Here is a 20,766-nt window from a genome sequence, read left to right on the forward strand (position 1 = left end):
CCATCTTAATGGTGATGGCCACTCTTAAGAGCCCAGCGATTTTTTTGTGCCGCTCATTCTGACTTTACGCTTTTTAAGCGGTGCTGGAGTAGCTATAGCTTTTCTATATCCGGGCGATGACCAACCAATCTTGGATTCAGCAGCCTCTGAGCGCCAAACTCTTTTCTTTGGCGTTGCGGATTTAACGGTAGCCGCACGAGCAAAGGGCGACGCATTCGAGGCAGAGCAGCGGTTAGGTTGGCGCTTAGTTTGTGGCGCTTGCAATGATTTTTTAGTTTGCTTACTTGAGCGACCCAAGTTACTAAATGCTTCTTCTACAACATCCTTTGGCTTCCACAGAGCCAGTAGCTTTCCTATGTGCTGAACAGGGGCAGCATCCAATTTGTCGCAGAGTTCTTCATAAATAGCAATGCGCTCTTCACGATCATCGCCAAAAACTCGGATCTTGATTAAACCATGATGATTAATGGCCAATTTAGCCTCTTTAATGACCGCAGGAGTTAAGCCATCTCCACCTACCATGACTACTGGACTCAAGCCATGAGCATCTGCTTTAAGGGATTTTCTTTGTGCGGGGGTAAGTATTAATGCAGTCATGAGCTTGATGATAGAGCATTGACTGTGAAAATCAGCTCTTGAGGTGGAATGTAAGCTGGTTTTTCTGAATTCCTTTTGCTTTAGGGTGCAGAAACCAGGAAAATAAGAAAGGAAAGTGGGTAAGTTGTGGCAAAGAATAAATTTAATAAAAGTTGGTTACAGGATCATTTGACCGATCCCTATGTAAAGATGGCTCAGAAAGAGGGTTATCGTGCTAGAGCGGTCTATAAGCTTAGTGAAATAGACGAGCAAGATCATCTCATTCAGGCGGGAATGAGTATTGTTGACCTAGGTAGTGCGCCTGGGAGCTGGTCACAATACGCTCGTCATCGCTTGACTGAGCTCGGTAAAGCCAATCCTAATGTTGAATCAGGTAAACCTGATGGTCAGATTATTGCTATTGATATTCTGCCAATGGAGGATATAGCGGATGTGCGCTTTATACAGGGAGACTTTCGCGAAGAAGAGGGTCTTGCAGCGCTTGAAGCCCTTCTTCCAAAAGAAGCAGGGGGTAAGGTTGACCTAGTTCTATCTGATATGGCCCCTAATTTATCTGGGGTTGGGGTAGCTGATGCTGCCAGAATGGTCTTTTTAGCAGAAATTGCCTTAGATTTTGCAGTTTCTCACCTCAAGCCTGAAGGGGCGTTGCTGATTAAATGCTTCAACGGAAGTGGTTACAGCCAAATCGTTGAGTCCTTTAAAAAAGACTTTAAAACAGTGGCATCTCGAAAGCCTAAGGTCTCTAGAGCCCGTTCTTCAGAAATATTTTTGCTGGGTAGAACCCTAAAGCCTGCTAAATCAGGATGATTGCTGCTTAATTACCCTTAAAAAGTAGGGTTTTAATAAATAAATATCTCATTGGCTCTTGCAAAAGGGTGGTAGTAGAATCAAATACTTAGGTAACGATTCGCATTAACTCCTGGATCAATCGAGAAAAGGACTCATTTTGAACAGCAATATGTTCCAAAAAATCGGTGTGTGGCTAATTGTGGGTCTAGTGCTTTTTACTGTTTTCAAACAGTTCGATAGGCCTAAGGACCAAAATCAAGTCACCTATTCCCAGTTTATGGATGACGCTAAAGCGGGAAAAGTGAAGCGCGTCGATGTCCAAGGTCGCACATTACAAGTGACGCCTGCTGACGGTAATAAATATTCCATCATTTCTCCGGGCGATATTTGGATGGTGGGAGACTTGATGAAATATGGCGTTCAGGTAACTGGTAAAGCAGAAGATGAGCCCAATATGTTGATATCTGCTTTGTACTATTTAGGACCAACACTTTTAATTATTGGTTTTTGGTTTTTCATGATGCGACAAATGCAGGGTGGCGGCAAAGGAGGAGCATTTTCCTTTGGCAAATCCAAAGCACGCCTAATTGATGAAAACAGTAATACTGTTACCTTTGCCGATGTCGCTGGATGTGATGAAGCTAAAGAAGAAGTATTTGAGCTAGTCGACTTCTTAAAGGATCCACAGAAATTTCAAAAGTTGGGTGGTCGAATTCCTCATGGCGTTCTGTTGGTAGGTCCTCCTGGTACCGGTAAGACCCTTTTAGCAAGGGCAATCGCGGGTGAGGCAAAAGCTCCTTTCTTCTCTATTTCCGGTTCTGATTTCGTAGAAATGTTCGTTGGTGTTGGTGCATCCCGTGTGCGGGATATGTTTGAGAATGCCAAAAAGAATTCCCCTTGCATCATCTTTATTGACGAAATTGATGCCGTAGGTCGTCATCGTGGTGCCGGCATGGGTGGCGGCAATGATGAGCGTGAACAAACGCTCAATCAAATGCTGGTTGAGATGGATGGTTTTGAAAGCAATAGTGGCGTCATTGTGGTTGCTGCAACGAACCGCTCTGATGTATTGGATAAAGCATTACTTCGTCCTGGTCGTTTTGATCGTCAAGTCCACGTCGGTCTTCCCGATATTCGTGGTCGCGAACAAATTCTCCAAGTGCATATGCGCAAAGTGCCAATCGACCCTGATGTTAATGCTGCTGTTCTTGCTCGTGGTACACCTGGCTTTTCTGGCGCCGATTTAGCAAACCTCGTAAATGAGGCGGCGTTATTTGCTGCTCGACGTAATAAGCGCTCGGTTGATATGAAGGATTTCGAAGACGCTAAGGATAAGATTTACATGGGTCCAGAGCGCAAGTCAGCAGTTATGCGTGAAGAAGAGCGTCGCAATACTGCATATCATGAGTCCGGACACGCAGTTATGGCTAAAGTCTTACCCAAGGCTGATCCAGTTCATAAGGTCACTATCATGCCACGCGGTATGGCATTAGGGGTTACTTGGCAACTGCCAGAATTTGATCGTGTCAATCTTTACAAAGATTGTATGCTTGAAGAGCTAGCGATTTTGTTTGGTGGTCGTGCTGCAGAGGAAGTCTTTTTACACTCTATGAGTACAGGCGCTTCAAATGACTTTGAACGTGCCACTAAGATGGCTCGAGATATGGTTACACGTTATGGCATGAGCGATAGCTTGGGTACGATGGTGTATGTGGACACTGAATCAGAAAGTATTTTTGGTCGTAACAGTACTAAGACGGTTTCCGAGTTAACACAGCAAAAAGTAGATGCGGAAATTCGGAGGTTAATTGATAGTCAGCATGCCTTAGCTAGGTCTATCTTAGAGCAAAACCGTGACAAGGTTGAGGCTATGGTTGCCGCATTGTTGGAGTGGGAAACTCTTGATGCAGAGCAAATTGATGACATCATGGCAGGTCGTCCTCCGCGCGCTCCAAAACCCCCTCCAACTACCCAGTTTGGTAATACAGCTGGTACTGCAGATCCTGCTACTGGTAGCACTCCTGCGACTGCGTAATTTTAATATTGCCTCAGTCTGAGGCTCGATCATGGTCAGAGAATAACGCCCACAACTTGGCGTTTAGACAACGTATTCGCCCGATTGTGATGGGTATTCTGAATGCAACTCCAGATTCTTTTTCAGATGGTGGCAAAAATAGAACGCCAAGTGATGGCGTAGCACAAGCAGAATTAATGATCGCTAATGGCGTAGATCTCCTCGCTAGACATCGGAGGAGATCTACGCGTCCAGGAGCTGATCCAGTTGTGCTGCAAGAGGATTGTGGCGTTCCTTGAACTATAGACACATATCAAGCTGAAACCATGCGTCAAGCTCTGCACGCTGGCGTTGACTGTCTGAATGATATATGAGCTCTAAGACAAGAGGGTGCAATTAAGGCAGTCTTGGAAAGTAGTAACTGCGGACTTATTCTGATGCATAAGTAACGCGATCCATTGACCATGCAATTCAATCTACAATATCAGGATGTGATTGTTGACGTTAGCATCTGTTTGAAAGATCGTATTAACCAATTAATAGTCCATGGTATCGAACCACATTGGATTGCTATTGATCCAGGTTTTGGTTTTGGTTTTGGTTTTTAGAAGAGCCTGGAACACAACTTGAGTATGCTCACCAATTTTGCTGACTTTCTTTCTCTTGGCTACTACCCTATTCTAGCGGGAATTTCTAGAAAATCAATGATTGGGACAATTACAGGTAAAGATACTAACGAACGTCTAGCTCCCAGTATTGCTGCGGCGATTATGGCCGCACACAGATCGAGGCGACCAGATTATTCGAGGGCGCACGATGCAGCCGAAACGGTTGATGCATTAAAACTCTGGGAGGCAGTTCAGATGGGCAGAGCTCTCTACGTTTTATAATCACGACATGAAAAATCAATACTTTGGTACTGATGGCATACGCGGTGAAGTGGGCCATTTTCCAATCGTTCCAGAATTTATGACGCGCTTAGGCTACGCGGCTGGAATGGTATTAGCCCGCAATACAAAGCCGGGTGAGTGTTGCAAAGTATTAATTGGTAAAGATACGCGCGTTTCGGGTTATTTGTTGGAAGCTTCATTAGAGGCTGGATTTGCAGCTGCGGGGGTAGATGTCATGCTTTGCGGACCCATACCTACTCCTGCGGTTGCTTATCTTACAAAAGCTCTGCGTCTTTCTGCGGGTTTAGTCATCTCTGCTTCTCATAATCCATATCAAGATAACGGCATTAAGTTTTTTTCTGCCAATGGCGATAAATTTTCTGATGATTTTGAGTTTGCAATAGAGCAGGAACTTGAAAAACCAATGGGTTGCGTTAGCTCCAAGGAGTTAGGAAAAGCATATCGATTGGATGATGCAGCAGGTAGATATATTGAGTTTTGTAAATCTACTTTTCCTGGCGACCTTAATCTCAAGGGGATGAAGATCGTAGTTGATTGTGCCAATGGTGCTGCATATCATACTGCTCCACATGTTTTTCATGAGTTAGGTGCTGAAGCAATTGCGATTGGCGTACACCCTAATGGCCGTAATATTAATGAGTGTTGTGGCACTACTTCACCTGCAGCTTTAATCGCCAAGGTTAAAGAGGTAAATGCTGATGTTGGCATTGCACTTGATGGCGATGCTGATCGCCTACAGATGGTTGATCCTGCTGGTAGATTATTCAATGGCGATGAGCTTCTTTATGTTTTGACAAAAGATAGGGTCAGTAGTGGTGACGATGTGGGAGGTGTCGTCGGTACATTAATGACAAACCTCGCAGTTGAAAACGCCATTAAGAACTTAGGTATTCAATTCGAGCGCGCCAATGTAGGAGATCGCTACGTATTAGAGTTGCTCAAAAAGAATGGCTGGCTGATTGGCGGGGAGGGTTCTGGTCATTTACTGTGTTTAGATCGTCATGCGACAGGTGATGGCACTATCGCTGCCCTACAAATATTGTCGGTGATGAGTAAATCTAAAAATACTCTTGCACAACTAGTAGAAGCTGTAAATCTATACCCCCAAGTCCTCTTGAATGTGAGGTTTAAGCCAGGTTATGATTGGAAAGAGGATGAAAGTTTGAAAAAGCAAATTGCCAAGGTTGAGGCAAATCTTAAGGATGTTGGCAGAGTTGTAATCCGTCCCTCAGGGACAGAACCGCTTTTACGCGTGATGGTGGAAACCGAAGATAGCAATACAGCCCTGGCGGCCGCCAAGAGTATTGCCGATTTAATACCTACCACCTAGTCAGTCTAGTGAATTAAAAAGTTCCGCTTAAACCAACTACGAAACTTCTCTCAGGTTGCGGAGCATATAGCCTAACCCTCATTGGTGTAGTTGCATAACGTATTTGCTGATTCAATAAATTCTTCATATTTAGATATGCTCGTCTAGATCACTTGCTGGATTCTTTCTGTATAAGAGATGCCTGCATTTAAAAGGTTATAACTTGGTGCCGGGCCTTGTCCCCAAGCAGCTAAGCGTTTCTGCTGGTAACTGTATAGTAGCGGTAAATATAATTATTGAAACGATTGGCGTAAATACTCGCCTGACTTCGAAGAACTCCTAAAGTTTTTTGATAGTTGAGCTCGAGATTATGAGAGGTTTCTTTATTTAAGTTGGGATTACCTATATCAAAGGTGGCAGTCGATTCATGGGCGCCATAAGAATAGAGTTCTTGAGCGGTTGGGGCTCGTTGCGAGACCGTATAGGCAACTCCCAAACCATGCCCTCTACGAAAACTCCACAACCCACCTGCGGAATATGCTATAAGATTAACACTTCGATTGTGCAAGGTGATGTTAGGCGTTAAAGTCCCAGCCGTAGTGTCTTGGGCCTCTGGTAACGTACCGGTGTTTGGATGTTGAGCAAACAGTGTTATATCTCAAGCCAAGATTACCCTGAAGGGCGCCCCATTTTCCCGCCTCAATCCAAAATAGGGCATTCGAGTTAGTTTTAGTTGGGGGAACAATTGCAAAACTACCGCTTCCAACTTCAGTAGCATTTAAAGATGATGCTATGATCTGAGCCCCGAATGTACCTTTCCAGCCAAATAATGGATTGTGGGTTAACTCGCGACGAGTTTCGTTAACGATATTTTTCCAGAGCGATGCAGCCTCACCTGTATTTGCAAACTCGGTATGGTGGTAATTCGTATTGGCAGCACTAAATTTGAAGGAAGAGAAGTCTGAAAATGGATCGCAGGTTTGATGTTGTAAATCGTAACGATTTTGAGACTGATTAATCGATCCACCCTCTGGTGTTGTGGAATGCCATAGTGATTATTTAGTCGCTCTATGGATACCCACTGTATAGCCAGCTTGGCCAATATCAGAGACTCCGAACCCAAAATTGTTTTGATTACTATAAGAGTTGGGTAATTTTCCGGTGTAGTTATTTCCGCCGTTCCCCTCGGGTGGGGACTGTCCAGCCGCCAATGGGTTCCCCCCTGAGATTGCGTGGGGCCACCAGGAATGGCGTAAATAATTAATTGCAGTATCAACGTGTACAGCCACTGAACCAATTGCACCATCCAATTCTATAGAGCCTGCTCGACCATTATTAACTGCCTCATAACTGGTATTAATTGCTCCTGTCGCTCTATCTGGTAGATTGGTAAGAATTCGGTCATTTATAACATTAACTAAGCCACCGCTAGAGCCTGAACTATAGAGTAGTGCAGCAGCCCCAGCAAAATTTCTACTGGATGGGCGTTTTGCAAGATCTGAAAACGTGCTCCCTCGAGACTACGAATCACTGGGCGAGAAGATCCTGCACCATAACCAGTTGCCTCGACTCCAAATTCATTAGCCAACGTGGCTCCTAAGGTTGTCCATAATTTATTCAACAGCTCATCATCCTGGAGAACTTTGGTAGGAGTCACAATACTTTGCGTTGCTTCTTGACTATGGGCTTGGTTTTATGCCATCACAATTGGACTAAATAAACCAGAGACTAAGATGCAAATAATACGTTTTCTTAATAAATTTTTATACTTCATTAGAAAAACCTTCTGCTCTTACGCTAAGACTCATAGCGTATATAAATTGATCACCAGTTCCTCGAACTGGTTGCCTTCTTGATTTACAAAAGTAGGTTTGGGGGAGAGCCTTTGATTGATAGGTTTCGAGAGAGGTAAGGCTAATAAATTGGTAGCTTGCATGGCTTGAGTCAACTACAAAGTTGTTAAGTGCAATGTTATCTATAAAGAGAGATGGAATAAATCCCGCGAGTGATAGCGCATCAAATAGATGGCAAACATCAGAACTATGATTTATTAACAGCTGGCAATCGGATTGAACGGTGTTTGTTAGTTCATGAACCTGAGAGCGAGAATGCGAAATACTATGCAACACGCCCAACCATTGCCTTCCTTGCAAGCACGATAAGAGCAATACCGCCATACAAATAGTGCGGATTTGCTTCTTAAAATTGCTTGAAAAATAGGCATGCATCATCCGGATTTTACAGGATTTGCCTGTATAAGCCCTCTCGGTGTAGAATGTGGGTTCCGTCGGAGTGTAGCGCAGCCTGGTAGCGCATCTGCTTTGGGAGCAGGGGGTCCAAGGTTCGAATCCTTGTACTCCGACCATTTTTTCTATTGAGTCGCCGAGAATCGCACCCAGCATTTATCTGCCCATAGCTCAGCTGGATAGAGCAACGGCCTTCTAAGCCGTAGGTCGCAGGTTCGACTCCTGCTGGGCAGGCCAAATTTCTGAAAACTAGATTCCCATTTCCGCAAATACTTCCTTCGCGCACTTAATTTTCATTAAGTTGGACCTCATTTTTTCCTCAACATGCAATAGCTTTAAGCTATGTCTTAGACATGATCTGATGAAAATTTCATCCATAAAGTCTATCGCGTTACCCTTGGCACTTTTATCTCTTGTTGCAGCATGCAACATTGCACAAATAGAGGCGCGTCTTGAGGCAAACCCGCAATGTAAGGATGTTTTAAACGCCAAAACAGGAGCTCTAATGCCGTGCCCAGGTTCAGATAAGGCGTTTTGTTTTATAGGGAAGCCGGCCTGATACCAGCAAAAAATAGCGCATCTACTGTAAATTCTGCCGTCGTGTCTTGTCACCTCCACAACAGGTGAATTAGCCCCAGTATCAGGATCCACATCTTCATAGCGTTGATGTCATCAACAAAGCAAAAGCTGCATTACAGGCTTCTATGATTGAGGCGGGGAATGCACGGGGCAATATTAGAATTGTAAATCACCCTGGTCCCGGGGTAGCTCGCATTTCGGTGGGCATTACTGGAGCTGAGAGCTCAACAGATAGTTTACAGCCATGGAATTTCACCCCGATAGGATTAGCGATGAATGCAGCAGCGTATGCCGGTGGTGTGAACTCACAAACTCCAGCCCTTTTAAGTCGAAAGCAAAATTACCGATACTCAGACCAAACAGGTTTTCGGTGCGGGTTTGATTTCCGTCCAAGGTGAATCTTTTAGAACCAATGCAGGATCAGCGGATTCAGCAGTTCTCGCGATGGCAAAAAAAGTTGTTCGTACAGCAATGGAAACCTCTGCAAATCCAGTCCCAACTGGCAGATGATGAATAATATGAATTTATCAATCAGTAGATTTATTTCTTACGGCATATGTGCTTTATTGACATCTCCTTTATTAAGTTATGCAGATGATGCTTCTCGTAATCAAGAAATTGCTGAGCGCTTCGCCAAATGTGATGTCAACAAAGACGACAAGCTAACCCTTGGGGAGGCTAAAGGTTATATGCCACGTATTTACAGCAACTTTAGCTATATTGATCCTGGAAATCAAGGATCGGTAATGTTGCTGAAATACAGGCAATAGCTGGTAGATAATCATAACAAGAATAGAGTCTTTAGCAGGCCATTTTTAATTGGGTGAACGATGTCAATTTGTTTTTCTGATTTTGAGCAAAGCAGTATGAAAGTTCCTTCTGAAGATGGAACTATAGATATTGCTTATTTGAGAGGAGGTAACGGTCCACCTTTGTTGCTTCTTCATGGGTTTCCTCAAACTAAGGGAATTTAGAGTCAAGTCATTCCAGAACTAGCAACACGCTATACAGTGGTTGTATCAGATCTTAAGGGGTGATGGAGCTTCTTCAAAACCTCATGGTAAAAGAAAAGGGATCACGCTTCATATTCAAAGAGATCTATGGCTGCAGATCAGCGCGCCCTCATGAAGGCTCTTGGCTATAATCAATTCTTTTTAACAGGGCATGACCGAGGCGGAAGAGTTGCTCATTGCTTAGCCATGGATTTTTCAGGGAGTGTTTTGCGTCTCATGGTGTTGGATATTTCTCCAACATTATCGCGCTGCTGCTTCTATAGATTTGGTTCGCGATAGGGGCACAGATAGGGCGGACAGAAAAAGGCTATCCATGCTACTACGGGCACTTTGAGGAGAGCATGGTTTAATCAACAAATGCTTTAATCCAATCACGGATTGGGAGCAAGTTGCTTTAGATGTAAGCGGGAGGGCGGTGCCTAGCGGCCATTACATCCCTGAAGAAATACCCGAATGACTAATAGACGAAGCAGAGAATTTTTTGAACTCATTCAGCTTCCAATTTAAGCTGCCGAACGCCATGCTCTGCTGAGATAGAGCCTTTATGACGCTCTACTTGAGCATAAACCAGGTCTTGAATGTGCTTTTCATGCCGTTTCGTTAAATATCTTTGGATAGTGCTCTATGGCACCTTCTTCGGCCTGAGCAAGAGACGTATATGCCAAAAAGCATTTGCTTGACTTAAGTTATTTGCAATTACCGCATCGCTAATAATGTGATCCTGAAATACTTCTTCAAGGATAGTTTCTAGAGGTTGCCTGACATGATCCTCACTCTCGTGATCAGATAGTTCAATTAAGACTGTGCAGCAGGGTGGCTTGGCCCGCAAAGAATTGGCCATGTGTGGAAAGTGTTTCTCATTTAGCTCCAATGACTCACTCGTCATCATTTCAAATCTAGTGAGTAGCGAAGTTGCACGCTTTTGAAACAGCTTTAATAGAGCAATTGTGGATGCGATGGACTCACAAGCAACAAGAGTAGTTCATTGAGATATGGGCAGGGGATATAACTTCAGTACTGCAGCAGTAATGACACCGAGGGTACCATCACGATAAACAAATCACGCAAATCGCAGTCGGTATTATCTTTACGGAGTCCTTTGATGCCATTCCAAATTTCACTCTGAGCGGTGACTACCTCTAACCTTAAGTCAAGGTCTCGAGCATTACCGTACCTTAGTACATTAGTGCCACCAGCGTTAGTTGCTAGATTCCAACCAATCATACAGCTGCCAATTCAGCCCCAAGACTTAAGGGAAATAAAAAGCCATGATTTTAGTACCTCTATTATCCGGCGTAGCGCCACCACAAAAACCTGTATGACCACACTGCGGAACAATCGCAATCTGAGATACTTGCTACACAACTTCACAATCTGGGCCACTTCTTCGCTACTACTTGGAAGAACAACAGATAGTGCTTTACCCGGATCAAGCGCTTTCGCCAATCGGTTTGTGCATTAGGGCTCTGATTGAAGTTTCTTCTGCAATGCTTTTGCTTCCTTTTTGAAGGGTGTCAAATACATCAATAAACAAACAAAACCAATTGGTGCAAGTAAGGTCTCTAAAGCAGCAAGCCAAAAGTTGGCTCCTGTTTCGAGAATTCGAACTAAGCCCTCAGTTATATAAAGCAAGATTAACATGGAGGCCCACTGCATAGTGTAGACACTGCCTTTCCATAATCCAGGTATGGCAAAAAGTAGAGGAATTCCTTTCAGGATCAACCATGATCCTCCAGGTCGAAGGGGAGAGATAAACCACTCCCAACATACACAAAGAATGAATACATCTATAAAAGCCGCCGTAGCCAAAAGCTGATAAGGATTTTTTATAAGAATTTGCTTGATCATGATCTGCTTTAGATGTGCTACCTTTTATTTGCGTGGAGCATCAAGGCAGTTTCTGCCAAGCGCTTACCTTGAGCTGTTGCTAAGCGCTGTTCTTCTGGGCTAATTGGCGCGCGTCCATCAGCATGCGCTAAGTGAGTTAGGCCATAGGGACTACCGCCTGTATTGGTCGACATAAGGTCTGGTTCGCCATAAGGAATTCCCATCAACAACATGCCATGATGGAATAGTGGAATCATCATGGTTAAAAGCGTACTTTCTTGTCCTCCATGCATACTGCCAGTGCTAGTAAATACACAAGCAGGTTTTCCAACCAAAGCACCGCTTAGCCACTCTGATGAACTTCCATCCCAGAAGTATTTCATGGGAGCCGCCATATTGCCAAAGCGTGTTGGTGATCCCAAGGCCAGACCGATACATTCCTGTAAATCAGCATATTCAGCATAGGGGGCCCCATCCTTGGGGATAGAAGATTCGGTGGCCTCACAAACTGTGGAAATGGGTGGCACAGTTCTTAAGCGCGCATTTGCTCCAGAAACACTTTCAATTCCTTCTGTAATGAGGCGCGCCAGATCTTTGGTGGCCCCATATCGGGAGTAGTACAAAACTAATATTTCAGGTTGGCTCATATTTATCTCTTATGATACGGCGATGCGCCTTATTCGTAACCCCCAATTATGGCTTTCTCTGGGGAAAAAAGATCTGGGAGCGAAATCGCGGTCAAAATTTGCAGCAAATTGCTGCCAGCTTGGCCTTTACAACTACTTATATGCCGGGTGGTTTAAATCAACAAGTATTTATCTATTTGGATCAATTTTCCTCACAGGCAAAAGACTTAACATTTGTTGGCTCGGTCGCTTTGATAATTACTACTGTAATGACATTGGCTGTAATCGAAGGTGCGTTTAACCAAATCTTTAGAGTGAAAACTAGTCGACCTTTATATAAAAAAATTCTGATTGATGGCGCAGCAACAATCTTAGGGCCCATTCTTTTAGGTATCGGCATATATACCTCTAAGTGGAGTCGTATTCAGCGACTCAGAAGGGTGGATCTGATGTGGATTTACATGACCTGGTGGATTACTTTGGCTGGGGCCGTTTTAGTATCAACTCTATCCGATATTCGCAGTGGTGTGATTAGGGTTATTCGTTACTAAAAGGCCTCGCTTGCCCCTTGCTTCAGGGGCGGCTTAGGTCTATATTGAAGCTATACCAGAGCATCGCCTTTCGGAGATCAAATGAAAGTTCGTGACATATTGCGCGTTAAAGGTAGCACTCTTTTTACAGGTGCGCCGGATACGGCTTTACAAACTGCAGTTCTGGTAATGAGCGAGCACGATATTGGCTCTCTGGTTGTGATGGAATACGACAAATTAGTTGGTATTCTGACATTTCGCGAGGTTATCTCAGCATTGGCCAAACATCATGGCAAGCTAGAGGGGCTCAATGTGAGCTCCGTAATGAATCAAAAGCCTTTGACTTGCAGTATGGAAACCGAAATTGATGAGGTGCGTCGTATGATGCTTGTTGATCATGCGCGATATTTGCCCGTAGTGGACCAAAAAATGCTGATGGGTGTTATTTCTTTCTATGATGTCGCCAAATCGGTCGTTGAGGCTCAAGATTTTGAGAATACGATGTTAAAAGCCTACATCCGCGATTGGCCAGAAGACACAGAAAAGGCGCCTTCGCAGCCCTCTGATTCCATATTTCTTGACCAATGACATAATGTAGATATGTCAGGAAATACTATAGGCCTTCTCTTTACTGTCACAACATTTGGTGAATCTCATGGTCTGGCTATTGGTGCGGTAGTTGACGGATGCCCCCCAGGTATGGAACTTTCAGAGGCAGACCTACAGTTGGATTTAGATAGACGTAAGCCCGGGACCTCAAGACACGTTACTCAGCGCAAAGAAGAGGATAGGGTGGAGATTCTCTCGGGTGTATTTGAGGGTAAAACCACTGGGACGCCAATTGCGCTGCTGATTCGAAATACCGATCAGCGTAGTCAAGATTATGGCGCCATATTGCAAACTTTTAGACCTGGTCATGCTGATTATGCATACCAGTACAAATATGGCATCCGGGATCCGCGTGGTGGAGGTCGCTCTTCAGCGCGCCTAACAGCTCCAGTTGTCGCTGCAGCTGCAATAGCCAAAAAATGGTTGCGTGAGAAATATGGCACTGAATTCTATGGCTATATGAGTCAACTAGGGGAGATGCAGATCCCTTTTAAAGATGTTGCACAAATTGCGCAGAATCCTTTTTTTGCTGCCAATGCTGAAATAATTCCTCTGCTTGAAAGCTACATGGATGAATTACGTAAAGCAGACGACTCCTGTGGGGCACGCATTGAAGTTCGTGCCCGTAATGTACCGGCGGGTTTAGGTGAGCCTTTATTTGATAGGTTAGATGCAGATATTGCCCATGCCATGATGGGAATTAATGCGGTAAAGGGTGTTGAGATAGGTGCTGGTTTTAAATCCATCACACAACGCGGTAGCGAACATGGTGATGACATGCACCCTGATGGCTTTGCATCTAATAATTCAGGTGGCACCCTCGGCGGCATCAGCAGCGGTCAAGACTTGCGCGTCTCAATTGCTATCAAACCCACCTCTAGCATCATGACTCCTAAACAGTCTATAGATTTGGATGGCCAACCAATTACCTTACAAACTAAGGGTAGACATGACCCTTGTGTTGGCATTCGTGCTACCCCTATTGCTGAGGCCATGTTAGCCCTAGTTTTGATGGATCATGCTTTACGACATCGCGCTCAGTGTGCTGATGTTCCTAAACCAAATTTATCGGTCCCAGCGGCACAACCTGGCTTTTTCGGTGATTAGTAGCTCATTTCATGATGACGCCTTCGCTTCGCTGGGCCTCCGGGTCCTTTTTCCTTTTGTATTTCGCATATGTCGGACTAGTATCTCCTTACGCAAGCTTTTTTCTTGAAAAAGGCTTGAGCGCTATTGAAATCGCCGCCTTGATGTCAATGCTACAAATTACTCGTATTGTTGGCCCATTCTCTTGGGGTTGGCTATCTGACTATCTTTCTAACCGCATCGGAATCATTTGTCTATGCGCATGTTTAGCTGCTCTTGTTGTTATTAGCATCTATTTTTTGCAAAGCTACATCAGTTGTTTTGTCTGGATGTTTGTGTTGCATACAATCTTAAGTAGCTTAATGCTACTTGGTGAATGAGCCATAATCCATGCATTGTACAAAGACAATTCTTGTGATAAACGCTATGGTCGTCTACGCCTTTGGGGTTCTATTGGCTTGATGGCCATGGTGCTAAATGACTACAAAGATTGTTCTCCGGTCTAGTTCAGGTTAGAGGACAAGCTCTAATGGATACCATAATCCTATGGATTGGGCGGGAGGCGCTAGGGGGCTTATGCGCAGACTGGATATGGGAGGCTTCTCAACCCAGAGACGTATTTGTGATGTCGGCATTTGCATGCGGACTAGCGGGAATGGCGATCCAAAAACTCAGAGGGCGCCAATATCCCACCAGATAAAATATTACGGATTGATTTATTGAATCTTTGCTTTTGCGCGAAGTTTTTGCATCATTTCTGAAAACTTTGCTTTTTGCCAAGTCTGATCAGACATGATCATCTGCTTCAACTGATCCTTCAGTGCATCCAGGCTTGGTGCCTTCACGTCCCGCGCATCAATCATCTTGATGATGTGCCAGCCGAACTGAGATTTCACAGGCTTGTCTGTAATTTGACCATTTTTCAGTTGAACCATAGCTTTAGAAAACTCTGGCGCCAAAGCTTTGGCACTCGCCCACCCTAGATCACCACCATTTTTCGCAGAACCTGGATCACTAGTTTTTTAGCCTTTGCAATTTCTTCAAAATTAGCGCCTGACTTTAGTTGTGCAATGATGGCCTTAGCATCGGATGCTTTTTCAACCAAAATATGCTCTACATGATATTCCTTCCCAGAATATTGAGCTTTCACTGAGTCATAGGCAGCTTTCAGATCCGCTTCAGCAACACCTGCCCTCTCAATATAATCCTCAAAAACGGCTGCTATCAATACGCCTAGTCGAGCCTGTTCTAATTGCTTCCGTACCAATTCTTTTTGAATTACTCCGCGCTTATCTGCCTCTTGAAGTACCAATTCGCGCGTTACCAACATTGCACGTGCTTGATCGCGAACTTGAGGATTATCTGGCTGTCCAGAACGCTGCACCAATGTATCCAATTGGGTCTTTGGTATCGACTTTTCATTTACGATTACTGCGTTTTGTGCAATTACACTAGTAGAGATTAGGGTAGCGCTAAGAATACTAACGGAGAATATTTGACATTTATTAAACATACTGATGTAGACGCTTAAAAAGAATTGTTTATTTTACGGGAGCCCTAGCTTGCATCTTCATCTGGAGATAAGGCCGTAATCGTTAATGCGTGTATTTCGTTAGGAATATGCCGATTTAGAGCGGCATAGACAGCTTTGTGACGGGCTACTGGGTTTAAACCCTTAAATTCTGGTGCGACAATTTTTAACTTAAAGTGACCGCCTCCACTTGCCGCCCCTGCATGTCCGGCATGAAGGTGGCTCTCATCATCAATGAGGAGACTGCTTACCTGAAAAACCTTTCGCAAGTCCTCTTCGAAATTCTGCATGCGCCGCTGATTAATCATCGTTCAGATGGGTGCTCCATATGTTTGGCAATCCAAATCCCCTGAATCACAATAAAAATCAACAACAGCCCCGTGCTGCCAAAAAGCTTAAAGTTGATCCAAGTTTCTTCCGAGTATTCAAATGCAATATAAATATTGAGTATGCCCATAAAAAAGAAAAAAGTAGCCCATGCGATATTGAGCCGATGCCATACTGAATCTGCATTTTTTTCTTTCAAAGTAACTTGTTTGCCCATTAGTGCCTGTATCCAGTTCTTTTGAAAAAATTGGGCGCTAATAAAAAGGGTGCCTGAGAACAGCCAATAAAGTGCTGTGGGCTTTAATTGAATAAAAGTTTTGTCGTGTAAAAAAATGGTGAGGCTACCAAATACAACAATCATTACCAAACTTACCCATTGCATGGCATCAATTTTGCGATGACGGTAATAAACCCAAAGAATCTGACCGATAGTGGCTACCATGGCAACAATAGTGGCAGTATAAATATCGCTTACTTTAAATGTGATAAAAAATAGAATGATCGGAAAGAGATCGAATAAAAATTTCATACGTCGATTATCCAGCTAATTAGCAATTGCTTATTGATTGAATCCACATTTTCACTGTGTTTAAAGCTTAGGGATGTGGAATTGATGCAATATCTCAGTCCAGTAGGTATAAATAGGACCATCATCAAATACGTGACCTAAATGCGCATCGCAGTTGGCACAACGTGCTTCAGTACGGATTATGCTATGACTAGTGTCTCGCCTCTCTTTAATTAAAGAGACAGATTCAGGATCGTTATAGCTTGGCCATCCACAGCCAGCATCAAATTTAGTTTCTGATAAAAATAGAGGGGTATCGCAGCAAATACAGTTATAGCGCCTCTGATCCCAATGATCCTAATACTGGCTAGAAAAGGGCCTTGCAGTAACAGCTTCACAAGTTACCCGATATTCAATATCGCTCAATGTCTGCTTATATTCTTGGTCAGATTTTTTCATTTTGTTCACAGAAGGTAATCATCATTCAACATTAGGACGAGCAGCTTACCTCAACCACTTGTAGCTCAGATGAGGGAGATAGGGCATAGGATTCATTTTCGGGTTGCTCATCAAAGGGTTTTCCGAGGATGTCGAGAAGCTTAATTACTTCTGAGTAATCTTTTTTCTGAGCAAGTTCAATGGCATTTTGCGCAAGATGATTGCGTAACACATACTTTGGATTGACCTGATGCATTAATGTTTTACGGACAGAATCGTTGCTGCATTCTTTGCGGAGACGAGCTATGTAGTTAAAGAACCATTGGTCAATCACTGCTCGATCGATAAAGTTATGCCTCAATGAAATCTCATCTATCGATGTATCTATTTTGATTTCGCCAAGACTACGAAACAAATTTGTGAAATCCACTCTTGAGTCGTGCATTGCTTGTAAAAGTTGCTCAATCAGAACTATGTCATCAGCATCTTCAGTAGCAAAGCCCAATTTCTTTCTGAATAAATCTTGCCATTTTTGTGCATAAGTAATTGAAAACCCTTCTAAAGCATCTCGCAATAAATCTTGCGCTTTCTTTTCGCTTGCATAAAGACCGACCAATGAAACCATTGCACTAGCAAGGCAGGCCATATTCCAGTGCATGATTTGTGGTTGCCGATGATATGCGTAGCGCGGCCGCCTTGATCGCTATGATTGCATATATGATCAATCTGAAACTGATCCAAAAATCCAAAAGGGCCATAATCAATAGTCAGACCTAGTACGCTGATATTGTCGCTATTCAGAACGCCGTGACAAAAACCAACTGATTGCCACTGAGCGACTAGTGGTGCATTACGTTCGCATATATGCGTAAAAAGAGATAAGTAGGGATTAGACGCGCCACGACTATCTGGATAGTGAGCGTCAATCATCAAATTGGCTAACTCTTTTAAACGCATCTCGTTTTGCAAAGATGCAAAATGCTCAAAATGACCCACCCTAACAAAACTAGGTGCCAGCCTTGCACACACTGCAGCTGTCTCCATAGTCTCCCGTCTTACAGGTAGGTCTGATCCGACAATAGCTAGTGCCCTAGTGGTCGGAATATCTAAGGCAAACATCGCCTCGCTACACACAAACTCTCTAATGGAGGATCGCAATACAGCACGACCATCACCCATCCTTGAAAATCGAGTAATTCCGGCTCCCTTCAACTGTAACTCCTGGCCAGCAATATCGCCCAACAAAATTGCTCGACCATCCCCAAGCTGACCAGCCCAAACCCCGAATTGGTGACCGCTATAAACCGTAGCAATTGGATCGGAGAATTGGTGGTTTGTAGTTGATAGCTTATTTCCCGATAAAACCTCTAGCCACGCTTGATCGATTGGTAAATTTTTAGCGTCAAGATCAATGCCAATCAGTTTGGCTGACGATGGAGAGAGGGCAACCCAATAAGGATTGGGTATCGAAGTAGGAGGAGTTGCTTGGCAGACATCATGGCCACGAAGAGTAAAAGCCATGGGCTTATTCTAGGGGGATTGCCTATTCTACGTACATGCCTCTAAAATTAACCCGTGAGTAAACAAGTCCAAATCGATCCTCAGACCCACCTTGGGGTACGCTGTCTGAGTCCCGAAATGGGTAAGGGCGAGAGATTCTTTTAGCCCTTAAACCTCCTGAACATAACAACATCTGGGAAGTTGCCCATGGCGGTGTTTTGCTCACACTTATGGATGTTGCTATGGCTGTAGCTGCTCGTTCTGGTGAACCAGCAGAACGAAGTGTTGTCACTATTGGGATGAAAAACAATTTTATGCAGGCCGCAACAGGTGTTCTTAGGATAAAAGTAGATTCTGTAAGAAGAACCGCAACGATGGCCTTTTACGCGGCAAAGTTATACAACGACCAAGGCGAGATCTGCTGCATGGCCACTGGCACGTTTAAGCACCTAAAGCGCTTAGCGACTCGCAATGCAGAATTTATAGTGCTAATGATAACGTCATTGGCCCACTGCTCCTGAAGCATTAAAACGGCGCTCAACCAATTCAAACTGTCCATCTTTTCTCACTCTGAGAACGGTGCTTGGTCGGCATTTTTTAACTGACCTTGGTCCATGGCTAGCGTTTGAGCAAAAGCAGCGATACGATGATTCACCTTTGGCTACGGCGTATCTAGCATTGCATTTGACAAGCCATAAACACCTGCCTCAAGAGCCTGTTGTGGGAAGACTTGACGTGGACGTATGCTTTGGCCGCATCATCATGCGGTTACTCACCCAATGCATTTCAGCTTTACCTGGATCACTAAGATCTGCCATCAAAAGATTAAAAAACCGTTGTATGTCTGAAAACGCTTTGAATTACCATGAATAAACTCGTGAGGCCTATCCTTACTGGTTAGATACATCAAGGATAGTTTTCGCCACGCGTTCTCGCATCAGGATTGTTCTCGCTGGGTGCTCTTACATTGGTAATGGCGGCAAACTTGCCCGTTTTTGTAAAACCGAGCCAAGTACCAGGACTACCCAGAACATCCGCGCGATCTCTTCCAGCGAGTATGTAAGGGTGCTCTGACCACCAGCTTACGCCGTCGGTATCTCGCTCATACAAGTCATCGCGATTTGCCGCTACTACCAACGAGTATTCTGGATGAGAATTCCAAGCAAAAAGAATGAGGCACATATAAGCTATTAGATCTCGATGAGAGAGTACGGAAGTGGATCTATTGTTAATACTGGACCGTTGGGCGAAGCTAGCCGTATTTCCCCAGATTCAAGCGCTTCAAGTTTGCATTCGATTTGTAAATGCACACATTTAGACTCATGGGGATCGCGTGCAGAAAGGACAACCATGCCAGCAGGTTGAGATTCATCGTTTGAGTGGAATATCGCAACTCCCGGCATAAATGGACTTTCATCAATCTCCTCGCTCAATAGATGCGCTAGTTGCAAACGACGCTTGATCGCGCCACGATACTGACTCCGAGCAACAATTTCTTGGCCAGGATAACAACCTTTTTTAAAATCGACACCAGCCACAGATTCAAAGTTAATCATTTGCGGTACAAATTTTTCTTGTGTTGCTTGAACGATTCTCGGGATAGCGCTCAAAACTTCAAGCAGATTAAAAGAAGCTAGCTTCTCGTTGTTGGACCCCTCACAATCCATTGCGGTGCTTGTTGGTGAGGCTATTAATAAGCGAGCAATTGATTGATTATTGGCTAATACGTCTGGCATACGTAGGGCGAAACTACTTGCATCCAATGCATATTCAGTAATTCTGCTCTCAGAACCATAAAATCCTGAAATCATCCATTGATCCGAGAGATTGGTTGCTTTAACTTTAGAGCGCAGTACAAACATTGAAAGTCGCTTGGCAGTGCTTGTAGCAAGGTCTTTTGAAACAAACAAAAAAAAGTGATCATCTGCTTCTATGCTGGGCGTGAAAAGACCAATCCATGCGCTTGCTAGTAATCTACCTTTATGGCTGCAATATCCGACTAAACGAGCAGCAGAAAAACCATGGGCAATTTGGCCAGGCAAGGTGCGACTTAATCCCAAAATGGAATTTGTTAGCTGGTTTTGTAGAAAGCGTGCAGCATCTGGCCCTTCAACTAGAATCAAACCCCACTGAGTTAATTTACAAGGAAACGATGAGGGTGTGTCCAGGGGGTTGAACTGAATTTTTGAGATGTTTGTCATGACCCTTTTATCATAGCCTGATGAGCGGAAAAATTCACAGAAGATCATTATGTTTCAAGAAAAGGGCCAAGCGATATGGTCTCAGGTTTTGGTTCATCCTTTTTATTGGATTTTTATGCTTAATT

Annotated in this window: 25 protein-coding genes, 2 tRNA genes and 4 pseudogenes; 15 read left to right on the top strand and 16 right to left on the bottom strand. The window is 44.0% G+C overall.

All coding sequences use genetic code 11. The features are described 5' to 3' along the window. Positions 1-24: 24 nt before the first annotated feature. Entirely contained in the window at positions 25-597 is a 573-nt protein-coding gene (locus tag DXE31_RS08135) for a YhbY family RNA-binding protein (RefSeq protein ID WP_114698433.1), read from the bottom strand. 126 nt (positions 598-723) lie between these two features. On the opposite strand from DXE31_RS08135, the gene DXE31_RS08140 reads away from it, so the two are divergent. From DXE31_RS08140 to glmM, 5 genes and pseudogenes are all read left to right on the top strand, one after another. Continuing rightward, the gene (locus tag DXE31_RS08140; RefSeq protein WP_114698434.1) at positions 724-1,404 is read left to right on the top strand and encodes an RlmE family RNA methyltransferase; all 681 of its coding nucleotides are present in this window, start codon (positions 724-726) and stop codon (positions 1,402-1,404) included. A gap of 139 nt (positions 1,405-1,543) precedes the next feature. Beyond that, positions 1,544-3,421: an ATP-dependent zinc metalloprotease FtsH gene (gene ftsH / locus DXE31_RS08145; protein ID WP_114698435.1), complete on the top strand. Its 1,878-nt coding sequence runs from the start codon at positions 1,544-1,546 to the stop codon at positions 3,419-3,421. Between the two features lie 56 nt (positions 3,422-3,477). Next, a complete protein-coding gene (locus DXE31_RS11635) occupies positions 3,478-3,699 on the top strand; it encodes a dihydropteroate synthase (protein WP_231969481.1) in 222 nt (73 codons plus the stop codon). A gap of 165 nt (positions 3,700-3,864) precedes the next feature. After that, a pseudogene (locus DXE31_RS11640) lies at positions 3,865-4,290 on the top strand (dihydropteroate synthase). A 7-nt stretch (positions 4,291-4,297) separates the two neighbouring features. Beyond that, the gene (glmM, locus tag DXE31_RS08155; protein WP_114698436.1) at positions 4,298-5,641 is read left to right on the top strand and encodes a phosphoglucosamine mutase; all 1,344 of its coding nucleotides are present in this window, start codon (positions 4,298-4,300) and stop codon (positions 5,639-5,641) included. Between the two features lie 229 nt (positions 5,642-5,870). On the opposite strand, the gene DXE31_RS13010 is transcribed toward glmM, so the two are convergent. From DXE31_RS13010 to DXE31_RS08170, 3 genes are all read right to left on the bottom strand, one after another. Further along, complete coding sequence (locus DXE31_RS13010) at positions 5,871-6,275, bottom strand: TonB-dependent receptor domain-containing protein (RefSeq protein WP_114698437.1); 405 nt, start codon at positions 6,273-6,275, stop codon at positions 5,871-5,873. 400 nt (positions 6,276-6,675) lie between these two features. Continuing rightward, positions 6,676-6,930, bottom strand: coding sequence for a hypothetical protein (locus DXE31_RS09800; protein WP_162785580.1), 255 nt, complete (start codon positions 6,928-6,930; stop codon positions 6,676-6,678). Positions 6,931-7,037: 107 nt separating this feature from the next. Continuing rightward, on the bottom strand, positions 7,038-7,277 hold the full coding sequence (locus DXE31_RS08170) for a hypothetical protein (RefSeq protein ID WP_114698439.1): 240 nt from the start codon (positions 7,275-7,277) through the stop codon (positions 7,038-7,040). A 631-nt stretch (positions 7,278-7,908) separates the two neighbouring features. Between DXE31_RS08170 and DXE31_RS08175 the strand changes: the two genes are divergently transcribed. The 5 genes and pseudogenes from DXE31_RS08175 (at position 7,909) to DXE31_RS08200 (ending at position 9,915) form a co-directional block, all read left to right on the top strand. After that, a tRNA-Pro gene (locus DXE31_RS08175) sits at positions 7,909-7,985 on the top strand. A gap of 41 nt (positions 7,986-8,026) precedes the next feature. Continuing rightward, positions 8,027-8,103: transfer RNA gene (locus DXE31_RS08180), tRNA-Arg, on the top strand. 467 nt (positions 8,104-8,570) lie between these two features. Next, positions 8,571-8,843, top strand: a complete 273-nt coding sequence (locus DXE31_RS13015; RefSeq protein WP_197712211.1) for a DUF3313 family protein — start codon at positions 8,571-8,573, stop codon at positions 8,841-8,843. 120 nt (positions 8,844-8,963) lie between these two features. Continuing rightward, entirely contained in the window at positions 8,964-9,215 is a 252-nt protein-coding gene (locus tag DXE31_RS08195) for a hypothetical protein (protein ID WP_162785581.1), read from the top strand. 60 nt (positions 9,216-9,275) lie between these two features. Next, positions 9,276-9,915: pseudogene (locus DXE31_RS08200) on the top strand (alpha/beta fold hydrolase). Positions 9,916-10,080: 165 nt separating this feature from the next. On the opposite strand, the gene DXE31_RS08205 reads toward DXE31_RS08200, so the two are convergent. The 4 genes from DXE31_RS08205 to wrbA all read right to left on the bottom strand — a co-directional run bounded on the left by DXE31_RS08205 (position 10,081) and on the right by wrbA (position 11,932). Further along, on the bottom strand, positions 10,081-10,416 hold the full coding sequence (locus tag DXE31_RS08205; protein WP_114698442.1) for an FAD-linked oxidase C-terminal domain-containing protein: 336 nt from the start codon (positions 10,414-10,416) through the stop codon (positions 10,081-10,083). Between the two features lie 53 nt (positions 10,417-10,469). After that, a complete protein-coding gene (locus DXE31_RS08210) occupies positions 10,470-10,682 on the bottom strand; it encodes an FAD-binding oxidoreductase (RefSeq protein WP_114698443.1) in 213 nt (70 codons plus the stop codon). Positions 10,683-10,916: 234 nt separating this feature from the next. Next, the gene (locus tag DXE31_RS08215; RefSeq protein WP_114698444.1) at positions 10,917-11,306 is read right to left on the bottom strand and encodes a DUF2069 domain-containing protein; all 390 of its coding nucleotides are present in this window, start codon (positions 11,304-11,306) and stop codon (positions 10,917-10,919) included. A 17-nt stretch (positions 11,307-11,323) separates the two neighbouring features. Further along, positions 11,324-11,932 carry an NAD(P)H:quinone oxidoreductase gene (gene wrbA / locus DXE31_RS08220; RefSeq protein ID WP_114698445.1) on the bottom strand — a complete coding sequence of 203 codons (609 nt, stop codon included), beginning with the start codon at positions 11,930-11,932 and terminating at the stop codon, positions 11,324-11,326. Positions 11,933-11,943: 11 nt separating this feature from the next. Between wrbA and DXE31_RS08225 the strand changes: the two genes are divergently transcribed. From DXE31_RS08225 to DXE31_RS11645, 4 genes are all read left to right on the top strand, one after another. Next, positions 11,944-12,462, top strand: coding sequence for a YhjD/YihY/BrkB family envelope integrity protein (locus DXE31_RS08225; RefSeq protein ID WP_231969482.1), 519 nt, complete (start codon positions 11,944-11,946; stop codon positions 12,460-12,462). A gap of 81 nt (positions 12,463-12,543) precedes the next feature. Continuing rightward, positions 12,544-13,029, top strand: coding sequence for a CBS domain-containing protein (locus DXE31_RS08230; protein ID WP_114698446.1), 486 nt, complete (start codon positions 12,544-12,546; stop codon positions 13,027-13,029). A 12-nt stretch (positions 13,030-13,041) separates the two neighbouring features. Beyond that, positions 13,042-14,157 (top strand): chorismate synthase, encoded by a 1,116-nt coding sequence (gene aroC, locus DXE31_RS08235; protein WP_114698447.1) that lies wholly within the window; start codon positions 13,042-13,044, stop codon positions 14,155-14,157. A gap of 14 nt (positions 14,158-14,171) precedes the next feature. After that, positions 14,172-14,516, top strand: coding sequence for an MFS transporter (locus DXE31_RS11645; RefSeq protein WP_231969554.1), 345 nt, complete (start codon positions 14,172-14,174; stop codon positions 14,514-14,516). Between the two features lie 336 nt (positions 14,517-14,852). Here the strand turns inward: DXE31_RS11645 and DXE31_RS08245 are convergent. The 6 genes and pseudogenes from DXE31_RS08245 to DXE31_RS08265 form a co-directional block, all read right to left on the bottom strand. Next, positions 14,853-15,649, bottom strand: a pseudogene (locus DXE31_RS08245) (peptidylprolyl isomerase). A 44-nt stretch (positions 15,650-15,693) separates the two neighbouring features. Continuing rightward, on the bottom strand, positions 15,694-15,975 hold the full coding sequence (locus DXE31_RS08250) for a BolA family protein (RefSeq protein WP_197712213.1): 282 nt from the start codon (positions 15,973-15,975) through the stop codon (positions 15,694-15,696). Continuing rightward, positions 15,972-16,523, bottom strand: a complete 552-nt coding sequence (locus tag DXE31_RS08255; protein ID WP_114698448.1) for a septation protein A — start codon at positions 16,521-16,523, stop codon at positions 15,972-15,974. The genes DXE31_RS08250 and DXE31_RS08255 overlap by 4 nt, the downstream gene beginning before the upstream one ends. Then, a pseudogene (gene msrB / locus DXE31_RS08260) lies at positions 16,520-16,961 on the bottom strand (peptide-methionine (R)-S-oxide reductase MsrB). The gene DXE31_RS08255 and the pseudogene msrB overlap by 4 nt, the downstream one beginning before the upstream one ends. Before the next feature lie 31 nt (positions 16,962-16,992). Beyond that, on the bottom strand, positions 16,993-17,598 hold the full coding sequence (locus tag DXE31_RS11650; protein WP_331852015.1) for a protein adenylyltransferase SelO family protein: 606 nt from the start codon (positions 17,596-17,598) through the stop codon (positions 16,993-16,995). After that, positions 17,499-18,461, bottom strand: a complete 963-nt coding sequence (locus DXE31_RS08265) for a protein adenylyltransferase SelO family protein (RefSeq protein ID WP_231969484.1) — start codon at positions 18,459-18,461, stop codon at positions 17,499-17,501. The genes DXE31_RS11650 and DXE31_RS08265 overlap by 100 nt, the downstream gene beginning before the upstream one ends. Before the next feature lie 197 nt (positions 18,462-18,658). On the opposite strand from DXE31_RS08265, the gene DXE31_RS08270 reads away from it, so the two are divergent. Beyond that, a complete protein-coding gene (locus DXE31_RS08270; protein WP_197712214.1) occupies positions 18,659-18,961 on the top strand; it encodes a PaaI family thioesterase in 303 nt (100 codons plus the stop codon). Positions 18,962-19,346: 385 nt separating this feature from the next. Here DXE31_RS08270 and DXE31_RS10625 read toward each other — a convergent pair whose 3' ends face one another. Then, positions 19,347-19,622, bottom strand: a complete 276-nt coding sequence (locus tag DXE31_RS10625; protein WP_197712215.1) for an NRDE family protein — start codon at positions 19,620-19,622, stop codon at positions 19,347-19,349. A gap of 8 nt (positions 19,623-19,630) precedes the next feature. After that, complete coding sequence (ygfZ, locus tag DXE31_RS08280) at positions 19,631-20,641, bottom strand: CAF17-like 4Fe-4S cluster assembly/insertion protein YgfZ (RefSeq protein ID WP_114698449.1); 1,011 nt, start codon at positions 20,639-20,641, stop codon at positions 19,631-19,633. Positions 20,642-20,766 lie beyond the last annotated feature (125 nt).

It is taken from the genome of Polynucleobacter necessarius, from assembly GCF_900095185.1.
In the GTDB taxonomy this organism is placed as follows: Bacteria; Pseudomonadota; Gammaproteobacteria; order Burkholderiales; family Burkholderiaceae; genus Polynucleobacter.